A 12,901-nucleotide genomic window follows, 5' to 3' on the forward strand; every position below is an offset into this window, starting at 1 on the left:
CAGGGGAGCAGCTCATGGCAGCCGAAGCCGTAACCCAGATCATCTCCGTATCGCAGACGGTGGACGCCGTCGCGGAGCAGACTTTCTACATCCCGATGACCGGGCCTGCGGCCCGGCCGCGGCGGTCCCTCAAGCACGACGACATGTTCATCGTGCTCGACAGCCACGGCGACATCGGCGCCTCGGCCGGCGGGCCGGACGGCCTATTCCACCATGACACGCGCTATCTGGCGCGGCTGGAGCTCGTGCTCGACGATCTCCAGCCGCTGCTGCTCGGCTCCAATCTGCGCGACGACAATTCGGCGCTGTCCGTCGATCTGACCAATCCGGACATCTACCGTCAGGGCCGCCTGGTGTTTCAGAAGGATCTGTTGCACATCGTGCGCACGATCTTCCTGTGGCGCGGCACCGCCTATCAGCGCATCGGCGTGCAGAATCATGGCGACGCGCGGGCCAGCTTCGAGCTGACCCTGCTGTTCGACAACGACTTTGCCGACCTGTTCGAGGTGCGCGGCGAGCGGCGTCCGCGCCGCGGCACCGGCACGAGCAAATTGCTCGGGCCGACCGACGTGCTGTTCGAGTATCGCGGGCTCGACGACGCCGAGCGTACCACGGGCCTGCATTTCGATCCGCGCCCGACGCGGCTGTCAGTCAATGCCGCGAGCTGGCAGATCGAGCTGGACCCGCATGAATCGAAATCGCTGTTCGTCGCCGTGTCCTGCAACCGGCCGCTCGCGGAGAAGCCGGCGCGCTTCTTCCGCGGCCTGCTCGCGCACCGCCGCGAGATGCGGCAGTCCACCATGGGCGCCGCGAGCATCGAGACCTCCAACAACATCTTCAATGAGGTGCTGTGCCAAGCCATGGCCGACCTCAACATGCTGATGACGGAGACGCCGCAGGGGCGCTATCCCTATGCCGGCATTCCCTGGTACTCGACGACGTTCGGCCGCGACGGCCTGATCACGGCGCTGCAGATGCTCTGGGTCGATCCGCGCGTCGCCAAGGGCGTACTCAGGCGCCTTGCGCATTTTCAGGCCAAGACGGTCGATCCGGTCGCGGACGCTGCGCCCGGCAAGATCCTGCACGAGATGCGCGGCGGCGAGATGGCGGCGCTCGGCGAGGTGCCATTCTCGCAATATTACGGCAGCGTCGATTCGACCGCGCTGTTCGTCCTGCTCGCGGGCAGCTATTTCGAGCGCACCGGCGACGAGGCCACGCTGATCGAGCTGTGGCCGGCAATCGAGGCGGGACTGGCCTGGATCGACGGTCCCGGCGACCCCGATCAGGACGGCTTCGTCGAATACCAGCGCGCGACCGAGAAGGGCCTCGCCAACCAGGGCTGGAAGGATTCGTACGACGCGATCTTCCACGCCGACGGCAAGCTCGCAGAGGGCAACATCGCGCTCGCCGAAGTTCAGGGTTACGTCTACGCCGCCAAGCAGCTCGCTGCGCGCTGCGCGCTGCGGCTCGGCAAGCCGGATCGTGCGCGCAAGCTCGAGGCCGACGCCAGGGCGCTGGCGGAGCGGTTCGAGAAGGCGTTCTGGTGCGAGGAGCTCGGCACCTATGCGCTCGCCCTCGACGGCAAGAAACGGCCGTGCAAGGTACGCACCTCGAACGCCGGTCAGGTGCTGTTCAGCGGCATGATCCGCGAGGATCGCGCCCGGCTCGTCGCCGCCGATCTGATGCGGCCCCATTTCTTCTCTGGTTGGGGCATCCGCACCGTCGCGCGGGGCGAGGTGCGCTACAACCCGATGTCCTATCATGACGGCTCGATCTGGCCGCACGACAACGCGCTGATCGCTCTCGGGCTTGCGCGCTACGGCCTGAAGCACTCGGTCGCGCACGTCTTCAGGGGATTGTTCGACGCGGCGACCTACATGGATTTGCGCCGGCTGCCCGAGCTGTTCTGCGGCTTCCGGCGCGAGAAGCGGCGCGGCCCGACGCTCTATCCGGTCGCATGCGCGCCGCAGGCCTGGGCCAGCGCGACGCCGTTCACGCTGCTGGAGGCGGCGCTCGGCCTCGAGTTCGACGTAGCGCGCGGCGAGATTCGCCTGCGCAACCCGCATCTGCCGGCGTTCCTCAACGAGGTGATCCTGCGCGACCTGCGCCTCGGCGAGTCCAGCGTCGATCTTCGCGTCAGCCGCCACGGTGACGACGTGGCGCTGGAGGTGTTGCGCACGCGTGGCCAGATTCAGGTCTCGATCGTGCTGGCGCGCTAGCGGCGCGCAAGGAGGACGTCATGCGTGCGATCCGAGCATTGCTACTGGGAGTGACCCTCGTCGCGAGCCTTGCGGGCGCGCCATCACGTGCCGCGGAGGATCAGCCCGCGGGCCAGACCGAAGCGACCGCGCCGGCGGCAGGGCAGCCGCCGGCTTCGACCGTGGCGGTCACGCCGAAGGACGCCGCCCCGCCGCCGTCGGTGACCATCATCGGCGCGAGCGAGGCCCATGGCGTACTCGGCCGCGACGTGCGCAGCGCGGCCGGCGAGGACATGGGCCGCATCGTCGACGTCATCGTCGATCGCACCGGCCATGTCCGCGCCGCGGCGATCGATTTCGGCGGGTTTCTCGGCGTCGGCAGCCGCAAGATCGTGGTGGACTGGAACGCACTGCGCTTCGGCAAGATCGCCAACAAGAAGGACAGCATTACGCTGGAATTGACCAAGGCGCAGGTCGCGGCCGCGCCGGAATACAAGGAGGACACGCCGATCGTCGTGCTCGGCGCGTCCGGCAGCCTTCAACCGCTGCAATCGATCCAGTGAGGTGCAGGGAGGGTTGACCGCCTGTGCTGTTGTCGAGGAAGCCGAACCCTGCAGATCGCGAGGGCCGCGTTGAACAGGACAACGTCGTCGCGCCGGCGGCCGCCAGCATTCCGGCGCCGTCGCGCCAGAGCCTGCGCGGCCTCGACTGGTTCATCTTCTTCCTCGCCGACGTGCAGACCGGATTTGGCCCCTTTATCGCGGTCTATCTGACCACCCAGAAATGGACGCAGGTCGAGATCGGCCTCGTGCTGTCGATCGGCGGCATCGTTGCCCTGATCGGGCAGATGCCGGGCGGGGCGATCATCGATGCCGCGAAATCGGAGCGACTGGTCGCGGGCCTTGCGATCGCGACCATCGGCGCCTGTGCGCTGGCCTATGCGGCCATGCCGATCTTCCCCGTCGTGGTGGCCGCCGCCACCTTGCATGCGGCGGCGAGCTGCGTGCTGGGGCCGGCGATCGCGGCGATCAGCCTCGGTCTCGTCGGCCCGTTCGCGATCGGCGAGCGGCTCGGCCGCAACGCGCGCTTCGCCTCGCTCGGCAACGGCGTCGCGGCAGCGGTGATGGGCACCGCGGGCTATCTGCTGTCGAGCCGCTCGGTCTTCCTGGTCACCTTCCTGCTCGCGATTCCGACCCTGATCGCGCTCTCGCGCATCCGCGAGAACGAGGTCGACATCAGGCGTTGTCACGGCGAGATGCCGCCCGACGCCGCCGAGCGCGGCGACACCAATATATGGCACCTAATCCGGCAGCGTCCGCTGATCATCTTCGCGCTCAGCGTGCTGTTGCTGCAGCTCGCCAACGCCTCGATGATGCCGTTGATGGCGAGCGCGGTGACGGCGCGGTCGGCCCAATGGGCGACGGTGCTCGTCGCCTTCTGCATCGTCGTTCCGCAGGCGATCGTGGCGCTGCTGTCGCCGACGGTCGGGCGCAAGGCGCAAGCGTGGGGCCGGCGGCCGCTGCTGCTGATCGGCTTCGGCGCACTTGCGATTCGCGGCCTGTTGTTCGCGACCGTGCGCGATCCGTATCTGCTGGTCGCGGTCCAACTGTTCGACGGCATCACGGCTGCGGTGTTCGCGGTGATGATTCCGCTGATCGTGGCGGACGTCGCCTTCGGCAGCGGGCATTTCAATCTGGCGCAGGGGATCGTCGGCACCGCAACGGGCATCGGCGCGTCGCTGAGCACGGTGCTCGGCGGCTATGTCAGCGACAAGTTCGGCAATGCCACGGCGTTCATCGGGCTCTCGGGCGTTGCCGCCACGGGGCTGCTGCTGATTCTCTTCGTGATGCCGGAGACGCGGCGCACGGCATGATCGTCGCCAAAAGAAAAAGGCCGGCCGAAACGCGTTCGGCCGGCCAAGTCAGTAGGGAGGAGGAAAATCGGCGAAGATCAGGCGTCGAGATGTTGCAGGCGCTGGCGGTTGCGCAGCACGATCTGGCGAGCGCCGGAGAAGCCCAGGATGCCCTGGGTGTGAAGCTGCGACAGCGCGCGCGACACGGTTTCGAGGGTGAGGCCGAGATAGTCGCCGATGTCGCGACGGCACATCGGCAGCGCCATCATGCCGGCAACGGCGAGGCGGCGGTCCATTTCGAGCAGGAAGGTCGCAACGCGCTCCATCGCGGTCTTGCGGCCCAGCAGCAGCATGTGGTCTTCGGCATGGCGCAGCTCGCCGGCGGTCATCGCCCAGAGCTTGCGAGCGACCTGGACGTCGGTGCCCGCGGCCTTCTCGAGGCTGGCGCGCTTCACGAGACGCACAGTGGTGTCGATGATGGCTTCGGCGGCAAGGCGGTGCGCGGGGCCGGATTCGAGGCCGAACACGTCGCCGGGAAGATGGAAGGCGCCGATCTGGCGGCGGCCGTCGGACAGCAGCTTGTAGCTGCTGACTGCGCCGGAGACGACCTGGTAGACGTATTCGGCCGGCTCGTCCTCGCCGTAGATCTCTTCGTCCTTGCGGTAGGAGAACTCGGTGGCGACCAGACCGACATGGCCGGTGATGGCGCCGAACTGGTCGGTGACGGGATGGGCAGGGGCGATCTTGCCGACGACCTGGGTGTTGATCGCCTGGGTGTTGAGGTTCTGGGTGAGCATCTGCGCCATCTCCGTTGTGATGACGCCTTGGTACGCGGTATCGGGGGCTTCGAAAATTTCGAGCGATATCTTAGGGGGGGTCCCTTACGTAGAATTCCGGAGGTCGGAGCGTGACCCGAATCCGCTTGCCAGCGCGCTCCGCGATCCTCGAAAAAGCATATGCTGAATAAATAGTTAGCGGGTGCGGTCCTGGATGGCCCGGCGGATGCGCTTGACCAGATTCTCGTCCAGAAGCGGCTTCAGAACCACGTCCTTGACGCCTGCCGCCGCCGCCCGGGTCGAAATGTTCTCGTCGGGATAGCCGGTGATCAGGATGACGGGCGTGCCGTCGTCGGCCTGGCGCAGGCGGCCGGCCAGCTCGATGCCGTTGATGTCGGGCATCTTGTAGTCGATGACGTAGCAGTCCGCTCCACCCGCACCGCCCGCATTGAGCAGCGCGGTGCCGCTCCTGAAAGTCCGCACGGCAAAGCCGTCGGTTTCCAGCAGGAACCGCAGAGAGCCCAGAACGGCGGCATCATCATCGACCACGTAGACGGTGGGGAGCGCTGAGGACGACGCCCGTTCATGATGTGAACCGACCTCGATCATCCTGCTTGGCTAGCACAGCGCCGGGGAGGGGCCTTGACTTGCCTCAATCCGATTTGCCCAAATCCGATAAACCCTAATCGTTGAGCATGCCGGCGCGCATGGCCAGCCGAACCAGCTCCGACAGGCTGTTGGCCTGCATCTTGGTCATGACGTTGGCGCGGTAGACCTCGATAGTCCTCGGGCTGATGTCGTATTCGCGGGCGATCAGCTTGTTGGACAGGCCCGCGATCAGCCCTTCCATGACCTGACGCTCCCGGGGGCTCAAGGAGGCCACGCGACCGGCGATGTCCTGAGAGACGGCCTCGCTCTTGGCGGCGGGCTCGGCCTGTCGGATCGCAGATTCGATCATGGTGGTGAGGCGGTCGTCGTCGAACGGCTTTTCCAGGAAATCGACCGCCCCGAGCTTCATCGCCTCGACCGCGAGCGGCACGTCGCCATGACCGGTCATGATCAGGATCGGAAAGGGGCTCTGCTGCGCCTTCATCCGCTTGAGCAGCTCGATTCCGTCCAGCCCCGGCATGCGCACGTCGGAGACGACGCAGCCGAAACCGAGGCCGGGCAGTGCGTCGATGAAGCTCTGCGCATTGTCGAACAGCGTGACGTCGAAGCCGGTCGAATCCAGCAGGAAGTTCAAAGAGTCCCGCATCGCCGCGTCGTCGTCGATGACGTAGACATGTCCCTTGGTCATGAATTGGTTCTCGTCAGTCAGTTCTCGGCGGTTGCCGGCAAGGTGAAGCGGAATGTCGCGCCGCCCGAGGCATTGTTCTCGGCCCACATGCGGCCGCCATGCGCCTCGATGATCGAGCGACTGATGGACAGTCCCACGCCCATGCCGGTTTCCTTGGTGGTGAAGAAGGTCTGAAACAGGTTTGGAATGACGTCGTCCTGGAAGCCGGATCCGGTGTCGGAGACCTCCACCTCGATCATGTCGTCGGTGACACGGGTGTTGGCGACGACGAGCTCGCGGCGCGGCGACTGCGCCATCGCCTCCAGCGCGTTGCGGAACAGATTGACCAGCACCTGCTGGATCTGCACCCGGTCGGCGAGCACGAGATCGGCGTCGGGATCGAGGCTGAAACGGAGCTGCACGTTCTGCTCGCGCGCGCCGGCGAGCCCGAGCGCGCCGGCCTCCTCGATCAGCTTGGACAGGCTCTCGACCCGCTTCTCCGACTCGCCGCGGGAGACGAAATCGCGCAGGCGCCGGATGATCTGGCCGGCCCGCAAGGCCTGCTCCGCCGCGCGATCCAGCGCGCTTTCGATCTTCGGCGTGTTGGCGTCGGTGCTGCCGGCGAGCAGGCGCCGCGAGCCCTTCATGTAATTGCTGATCGCAGCCAGCGGCTGGTTGAGCTCGTGGGCGAGCGCGGAAGCCATTTCCCCCATCGCAGTGAGCCGCGAGACATGAACGAGCTCGGACTGCAATTCCTGGAGCCGGGCCTGGGTCTGCTGGTGTTCGGTGAGATCGCGGACGAAGCCGGTGAAATAGGGCTCGCCGCCGGATTCCATCTCGCCGATCGACAGGTGCATCGGAAACGTCGTGCCGTCGCGCCGCTTGCCGGTCACGATGCGGCCGATGCCGATGATGTGCGGATCGTTCGTGCTGCGGTAGCGGGCGAGGTAGCCGTCATGGCGGGTGCGATCGGGCTCGGGCATCAGGATGCTGACGTTCTGGCCGACCGCCTCGTGCTCCGACCAGCCGAACAGGCGCTCCGCGGCCGTGCTGAACAGCTGCATGATGCCGAGGCCGTCGATGACGATCATGGCGTCGGGGATGGTGTGGAGAATCGAGCGGAGGTGGGTCTCGCGGGTGCGCAGCGCCTCCTCGACCTGCTTTTCCTCGTCGATGTCGAGAAAGATGCCGCTGAGATGACGGGCCGCGCCGGCTTCGTCCCGGATCAGTCCGGCCCGGGCGCGAATCCAGTGCCCGCTGCCGGAGGCGTTCGCCGCCCTGAACGACACGTCGAAGCTGCCGCCGCGCTCGGAGACGCGCTTCACCGCGCTCTCGACCCGCTCCCTGTCCGCGGGCTGAAGGCGCGACAGGAAGAGCTCGTAGCTCGCAGGCTGACCAGGCTCGATGCCGAGCAGGGCCCTGGCGGTGTCGGACCAATCCAGCTCCCGGGTCGCGAGGTCGAGATCCCAGGTGCCCACGCCAAACCCCTCGATCCGAACGCGAAAACGCTCGCCCCGACCATCGTCTTGCGAATACGTCACGCGGGTCGGCGACAAATGATGCTCCTCATCCTGATGCGGCGGCTCCGGACGCGGTTACCGCTCCCTAATGTCGCCCAAGGCCGGGCCGGAGGCAAGTTCTGTCGTTCGCCGGACGTCGGCGAGCCGAACGCCGGCGGCCTCCTTGATCTATCTCATCCCCATGTGCGGAGGCAGGCGTAGATTTCGCCAAAGCTTTTGCAGTGGAGAATTCCGATGACGTACGCGACGGTGATGGTCAGCCTGGCGCTCGATCAGTCGAACGAGGCGCGTCTCCAGGTGGCCGGTGAGCTCGCCGAACGATTCGAGGCGGCCATCGTCGGGGTCGCCGCGGCACAGTTCGCTCCGCCGCTCTATTTCACCGACGGCGCCGAGGCGCAAGCGCTGATCGACGAGGGCGAAGCCTCGGTCAAGCGGCGGCTGGCCGGCCTCGAGGCGCAATTCCGCGCCGCCACCAGTAATCGCGGCGGACACGCGGAGTGGCGCAGTGCCATGGACTTCCCGGCGCGATTCGCCCTGGCCCAGGCACGCTGCGCCGACATCGTCGTCAGCGGCGGGCAGAGCCCGGCCTTTTCCGACGCGTTCGCGCTCGCAAGCCCCAAGGATCTGGTGATGCAGGCCGGCCGGCCGCTTCTCGCCGTCCCCGACAAGGTCAACTGGCTCGATCTGCGCAGCGTGCTGGTGGCGTGGAAGGACACGCCGGAGGCGCGGCGGGCGGTGGCCGATGCGCTGCCGATGCTGCGCAAGGCGAAGGACGTCACCATCGCCACAGTCCCGGAGCGCGACGACGACCGTTCGGTCGTGACGGCGGGCGTCACCGACGTCGTCGCCTGGCTGGCCCGCCACGGCGTCACCGCGACGGCGCGCATCTGCGAAGGCGCCCGGAACGAAACCGCCGCCGCGCAATTGGAGAAAGTCGCCGGCGACGTCGATGCCGGCCTGATCGTCGCGGGCGCTTACGGCCATTCGAGGTTTCGTGAGCTGATCCTGGGAGGCGTCACCCAATATCTGGTCACGCAGACCGCCCGCAGCGTGCTGCTGTCGCACTGACGGCCGGCCGGAATCGAATCGAGGAGGACGCGCCGTGTACAAATTTCTTGAACAGACCGTCGATGGCTACATGACGCGCAACGTCAAGGCCGTGAAGCGAGACCGTGACTTGCTCGAGCTCAGCGAAATGTTCGAAACCGACGATTTTAACTCCTATCCGGTCGAGGACGACGGGCAGGTGGTCGGCATCGTCACCAAGTTCGACATCCTGAAGTGCTTCGCCTTTTCGCCGAGCCAGATGCTGCCCCGCTATCACGACCTGATGAGCCGCAAGATCGGCGACGTCATGACGCCGGAGTTCATCTATGTCAGCCCCGACACGCGGCTGACGCGGGTGCTCCAGATCATGGTCGAGCACCGCATCAGGAGCATCATCGTGCTCGACAGCGCGCAGAAGCTGGTCGGAATCATCGCCCGCGAGGACGTCATCGCGGCACTCAAGGCGACGGCGCGCGACTGACGGACCGGCCCGGATCGATAATCGAAAGCAGCCTCCGTGATTCTACGGAGGCTGTTTTCGTTCGCGCGCCGCGAAGACCTTTTTCTCCGCCTCGCGAGCGGAACGGGCACTTCGCCTGACGTGGCGCGGAAATCTGCAGGGAAACAGCACGATCTTCGCCGGCTGCGACGAACTTAAGTGCCGCTCTTGATTTCAATCAATTCCGAGTGAGGGGGGATGTGGTTTCTGGCGCTGTGTTCTTTCAGAGAGAATCCGCATGAGCCAGCCCTCCATTTCCAAATCCATGACCATCGGTGAAAGCGGCCTGGCTGTCGTGTTCGCAGTCACCGCCTTCCTCTGCGTGATCGCTTCGGCCAAGGCGCTCGACGCGCCCTTCGCCTTCCATGCCGCGCTCAGCGCGGCGGCGAGCCTGGCGGCGGTGTTCGTCATCGTCAACCGCTACCTCGATCGCCCGGCGGCGCTGCCGCCGCAGGAGATCAACGGGCGCCCCAATTACAACATGGGGCCGATCAAGTTCTCCTCGTTCATGGCGATGTTCTGGGGCATTGCGGGCTTCCTCGTCGGCCTCATCATCGCCTCGCAGCTGGCCTGGCCCGCGCTGAACTTCGATCTGCCCTGGACCAGCTTCGGCCGCCTGCGGCCGCTGCACACCTCGGCGGTGATCTTCGCCTTCGGCGGCAACGTGCTGATCGCGACCTCGTTCTACGTGGTGCAGAAGTCCTGCCGCGCGCGCCTCGCCGGCGACCTCGCGCCGTGGTTCGTCGTGGTCGGCTACAATTTCTTCATTCTGATCGCGGGCACCGGCTATCTGCTCGGCGTCACCCAGTCGAAGGAATATGCCGAGCCGGAATGGTACGCCGATTTGTGGCTGACCATCGTCTGGGTCGCCTATCTGCTCGTCTTCCTTGCCACCGTCATCAAGCGCAAGGAGCCGCACATCTTCGTCGCGAACTGGTTCTATCTCGCCTTCATCGTGACGATCGCGGTCCTGCATCTCGGCAACAATCCGGCGCTTCCGGTCTCGGTGTTCGGCTCCAAGTCCTACATCGCCTGGGGCGGCATCCAGGACGCCATGTTCCAGTGGTGGTACGGCCACAACGCGGTCGGCTTCTTCCTGACCGCCGGCTTCCTCGCCATCATGTACTACTTCATCCCCAAGCGCGCCGAGCGGCCGATCTATTCCTACCGGCTGTCGATCATCCACTTCTGGGCGCTGATCTTCCTCTACATCTGGGCCGGCCCGCACCATCTGCACTACACGGCGCTGCCTGACTGGACCCAGACGCTCGGCATGACCTTCTCGATCATGCTGTGGATGCCCTCCTGGGGCGGCATGATCAACGGCCTGATGACGCTGTCGGGCGCCTGGGACAAGCTGCGCACCGATCCCGTGCTGCGCATGCTCGTGGTCTCCGTCGCCTTCTACGGCATGTCGACCTTCGAAGGCCCGATGATGTCCATCAAGGTGGTCAACTCGCTCAGCCACTACACCGACTGGACCATCGGCCACGTGCATTCCGGCGCACTCGGCTGGGTCGGCTTCGTCTCCTTCGGCGCGCTGTACTGCCTGGTGCCGTGGGCCTGGAATCGCAAGGGCCTCTACAGCCTGAAGCTCGTCAACTGGCACTTCTGGGTCGCGACCCTCGGCATCGTCCTCTACATCTCGGCGATGTGGGTGTCCGGCATCCTTCAGGGCCTGATGTGGCGCGCCTACACCTCGCTCGGCTTCCTCGAATATTCCTTCATCGAGACCGTCGAGGCGATGCATCCCTTCTACATCATCCGCGCGGCCGGCGGCGGCCTGTTCCTGATCGGCGCGCTGATCATGGCCTACAATCTCTGGATGACCGTTCGCGTCGGCGAGGCGGAAGTCCAGATGCCCGTCGCTCTTCAGCCGGCGGAATGAGGAGCACACAATGTCATTCTGGACACGCCACCAAGTCTTCGAAAAGAACTCGATCATCCTGATCGTCGGCATCCTCCTCGTGATTGCGATCGGCGGCCTCGTCGAGATCACTCCGTTGTTCTACCTCAAGAGCACGATCGAGAAGGTCGACGGAGTGAGGCCCTACACGCCGCTGGAGCTCGCCGGACGCAACATCTACGTCCGCGAGGGCTGCTATCTCTGCCACTCGCAGATGATCCGGCCGCTGCGTGACGAGGTCGAGCGTTACGGCCACTTCTCGCTCGCCGCCGAGAGCATGTTCGACCACCCGTTCCAGTGGGGCTCCAAGCGCACCGGTCCGGACCTTGCTCGCGTCGGCGCCAAGTACTCCGACGACTGGCATGTGACCCATCTGACCAACCCGCGCGCGATCGTGCCGCAGTCGGTGATGCCGGGTTATCCGTTCCTCAGCCAAACCGAGGTCGATCCGGGCACGATCGCCGACCACATGCGCACGCTCCGGACCGTCGGTGTGCCCTACACGGACGACCAGATCGCCAGCGCCAGTGCCGATTTGAAGGCCCAGGCCGACCCGGAGAACGCCGGCGCCGACGCCTTCAGCAAGCGCTATGGCAAGGCCGTCGTGCGCAATTTCGACGGCAAGACCGGCACGCCGACCGAGATGGATGCGTTGATCGCGTATCTGCAGATGCTCGGCACCCTGGTCGACTTCAAGATCTACAACGAGAAAGCCAATCTTCGCTGAGAAGGCATCAACGATGAAAGCCATCCTGACACTCGACAATCTTGCGTCCGGTCTCGTGACCACGATCTGGACGCCGGTGTTCGTCGCGATCTTTCTCGCGATTATCGCCTACGCTTTTTGGCCCCGTAACAAGGCTGCGTTCGACGAAGCAGCGCACCTGCCGTTGCGGGAGGAGTGAGAGACCATGACCGACCATCATAGCGACATCGATTCCGTCTCGGGCAAGTCCACGACCGGGCACGAGTGGGACGGCATCAAGGAGCTCAACACACCGCTGCCGCGCTGGTGGGTGATCTGCTTCTACCTCACCATCGTCTGGGCGGTCGGCTACTGGGTCGTCTATCCGGCCTGGCCGCTGATCTCCAGCAATACCACGGGCATGTTCGGCTACTCCTCGCGCGCCGACGTCGCGGTCGAACTCGCCAACCTCGAGAAGATCCGCGGTGACAAGATGGTGGCGCTGGGCGCGGCCTCGCTTGCCGACATCGAAAAGGACCCGGCCTTGCTGGCGCTCGCCCGCGCCAAGGGCAAGACCGTGTTCGGCGACAATTGCGCGCCTTGCCACGGCTCCGGCGCCGCCGGCGCCAAGGGCTATCCGAACCTGAACGACGACGACTGGCTGTGGGGCGGCACGCTCGACCAGATCATGCAGACCATCCAGTTCGGCGCGCGTTCCGGTCATGCCAAGACGCATGAGGGCCAGATGCTGGCCTTCGGCAAGGACGGCGTGCTGAAGCCGGAGGAGATCGTCACGGTCGCCAATTACGTGCGGTCGCTGTCGGGCCTGTCGACCCGCAACGGCTTCGATGCCGCCAAGGGCGAGAAGATCTTCGCGGAGAACTGCGTCGCCTGCCACGGAGACGGCGGCAAGGGTAACCAGGAGATGGGCGCACCGAACCTGACCGACAAGATCTGGCTTTATGGCTCCGACGAAGCGGCTCTGATCGAGACCATCAGCCAAGGGCGCGCCGGCGTGATGCCGGCCTGGGAAGGGCGACTCGATCCCGCCACCATCAAGGCGATGGCGGTCTACGTCCACTCGCTGGGCGGCGGAAAATAGCGGATCGGCGGCTCAAAGAATTCAGACGGGGGTGAACAAA

Annotated in this window: 13 protein-coding genes; 9 read left to right on the forward strand and 4 right to left on the reverse strand. The window is 65.6% G+C overall.

Translation table 11 applies throughout. The features are described from left to right. The first annotated feature begins 14 nt into the window (after positions 1-14). From QRQ56_RS18230 to QRQ56_RS18240, 3 genes are read left to right on the forward strand one after another with little or no spacing between them, the layout of a single operon-like run. The gene (locus tag QRQ56_RS18230) at positions 15-2,219 is read left to right on the forward strand and encodes an amylo-alpha-1,6-glucosidase (RefSeq protein WP_438741949.1); all 2,205 of its coding nucleotides are present in this window, start codon (positions 15-17) and stop codon (positions 2,217-2,219) included. Positions 2,220-2,239: 20 nt separating this feature from the next. After that, positions 2,240-2,761 carry a PRC-barrel domain-containing protein gene (locus QRQ56_RS18235; protein ID WP_438741950.1) on the forward strand — a complete coding sequence of 174 codons (522 nt, stop codon included), beginning with the start codon at positions 2,240-2,242 and terminating at the stop codon, positions 2,759-2,761. Positions 2,762-2,784: 23 nt separating this feature from the next. Further along, positions 2,785-4,071 (forward strand): MFS transporter, encoded by a 1,287-nt coding sequence (locus QRQ56_RS18240; RefSeq protein ID WP_438741953.1) that lies wholly within the window; start codon positions 2,785-2,787, stop codon positions 4,069-4,071. Between the two features lie 77 nt (positions 4,072-4,148). Here QRQ56_RS18240 and QRQ56_RS18245 read toward each other — a convergent pair whose 3' ends face one another. The 4 genes from QRQ56_RS18245 to fixL all read right to left on the reverse strand — a co-directional run bounded on the left by QRQ56_RS18245 (position 4,149) and on the right by fixL (position 7,658). After that, entirely contained in the window at positions 4,149-4,847 is a 699-nt protein-coding gene (locus QRQ56_RS18245) for a helix-turn-helix domain-containing protein (RefSeq protein WP_438741954.1), read from the reverse strand. A gap of 174 nt (positions 4,848-5,021) precedes the next feature. Then, positions 5,022-5,435 carry a response regulator gene (locus QRQ56_RS18250; RefSeq protein ID WP_438741955.1) on the reverse strand — a complete coding sequence of 138 codons (414 nt, stop codon included), beginning with the start codon at positions 5,433-5,435 and terminating at the stop codon, positions 5,022-5,024. 73 nt (positions 5,436-5,508) lie between these two features. Then, positions 5,509-6,123 (reverse strand): response regulator FixJ, encoded by a 615-nt coding sequence (gene fixJ / locus QRQ56_RS18255; protein WP_438741956.1) that lies wholly within the window; start codon positions 6,121-6,123, stop codon positions 5,509-5,511. A gap of 17 nt (positions 6,124-6,140) precedes the next feature. Further along, the gene (gene fixL / locus QRQ56_RS18260; RefSeq protein WP_438741958.1) at positions 6,141-7,658 is read right to left on the reverse strand and encodes a sensor protein FixL; all 1,518 of its coding nucleotides are present in this window, start codon (positions 7,656-7,658) and stop codon (positions 6,141-6,143) included. Between the two features lie 198 nt (positions 7,659-7,856). Here fixL and QRQ56_RS18265 point away from each other — a divergent pair, with 198 nt between their 5' ends. The 6 genes from QRQ56_RS18265 to ccoP all read left to right on the forward strand — a co-directional run bounded on the left by QRQ56_RS18265 (position 7,857) and on the right by ccoP (position 12,861). Then, a complete protein-coding gene (locus QRQ56_RS18265) occupies positions 7,857-8,690 on the forward strand; it encodes a universal stress protein (RefSeq protein WP_438741959.1) in 834 nt (277 codons plus the stop codon). Between the two features lie 34 nt (positions 8,691-8,724). Then, a complete protein-coding gene (locus QRQ56_RS18270) occupies positions 8,725-9,150 on the forward strand; it encodes a CBS domain-containing protein (RefSeq protein ID WP_438741960.1) in 426 nt (141 codons plus the stop codon). A gap of 256 nt (positions 9,151-9,406) precedes the next feature. Beyond that, positions 9,407-11,056, forward strand: coding sequence for a cytochrome-c oxidase, cbb3-type subunit I (gene ccoN / locus QRQ56_RS18275; protein ID WP_438741961.1), 1,650 nt, complete (start codon positions 9,407-9,409; stop codon positions 11,054-11,056). Between the two features lie 10 nt (positions 11,057-11,066). Beyond that, complete coding sequence (ccoO, locus tag QRQ56_RS18280) at positions 11,067-11,801, forward strand: cytochrome-c oxidase, cbb3-type subunit II (protein ID WP_438741963.1); 735 nt, start codon at positions 11,067-11,069, stop codon at positions 11,799-11,801. Positions 11,802-11,814: 13 nt separating this feature from the next. Next, complete coding sequence (locus QRQ56_RS18285) at positions 11,815-11,979, forward strand: CcoQ/FixQ family Cbb3-type cytochrome c oxidase assembly chaperone (RefSeq protein WP_015687703.1); 165 nt, start codon at positions 11,815-11,817, stop codon at positions 11,977-11,979. Positions 11,980-11,985: 6 nt separating this feature from the next. Further along, positions 11,986-12,861 carry a cytochrome-c oxidase, cbb3-type subunit III gene (ccoP, locus tag QRQ56_RS18290; protein WP_438741965.1) on the forward strand — a complete coding sequence of 292 codons (876 nt, stop codon included), beginning with the start codon at positions 11,986-11,988 and terminating at the stop codon, positions 12,859-12,861. Positions 12,862-12,901: the final 40 nt, after the last annotated feature.

Source organism: Bradyrhizobium sp. U531, assembly GCF_051710265.1.
In the GTDB taxonomy this organism is placed as follows: Bacteria; Pseudomonadota; Alphaproteobacteria; order Rhizobiales; family Xanthobacteraceae; genus Bradyrhizobium.

Bases quoted from the DNA above. Each gene is read 5' to 3' on its own strand.
- ccoN (WP_438741961.1), top strand. From the start codon at position 9,407: ATGAGCCAGCCCTCCATTTCCAAATCCATGACCATCGGTGAAAGCGGC.
- QRQ56_RS18285 (WP_015687703.1), top strand. From the start codon at position 11,815: ATGAAAGCCATCCTGACACTCGACAATCTTGCGTCCGGTCTCGTGACC.
- ccoP (WP_438741965.1), top strand. From the start codon at position 11,986: ATGACCGACCATCATAGCGACATCGATTCCGTCTCGGGCAAGTCCACG.
- ccoO (WP_438741963.1), top strand. From the start codon at position 11,067: ATGTCATTCTGGACACGCCACCAAGTCTTCGAAAAGAACTCGATCATC.
- fixJ (WP_438741956.1), bottom strand. From the start codon at position 6,123: ATGACCAAGGGACATGTCTACGTCATCGACGACGACGCGGCGATGCGG.
- QRQ56_RS18245 (WP_438741954.1), bottom strand. From the start codon at position 4,847: ATGCTCACCCAGAACCTCAACACCCAGGCGATCAACACCCAGGTCGTC.
- QRQ56_RS18250 (WP_438741955.1), bottom strand. From the start codon at position 5,435: ATGATCGAGGTCGGTTCACATCATGAACGGGCGTCGTCCTCAGCGCTC.
- QRQ56_RS18230 (WP_438741949.1), top strand. From the start codon at position 15: ATGGCAGCCGAAGCCGTAACCCAGATCATCTCCGTATCGCAGACGGTG.
- QRQ56_RS18265 (WP_438741959.1), top strand. From the start codon at position 7,857: ATGACGTACGCGACGGTGATGGTCAGCCTGGCGCTCGATCAGTCGAAC.
- QRQ56_RS18235 (WP_438741950.1), top strand. From the start codon at position 2,240: ATGCGTGCGATCCGAGCATTGCTACTGGGAGTGACCCTCGTCGCGAGC.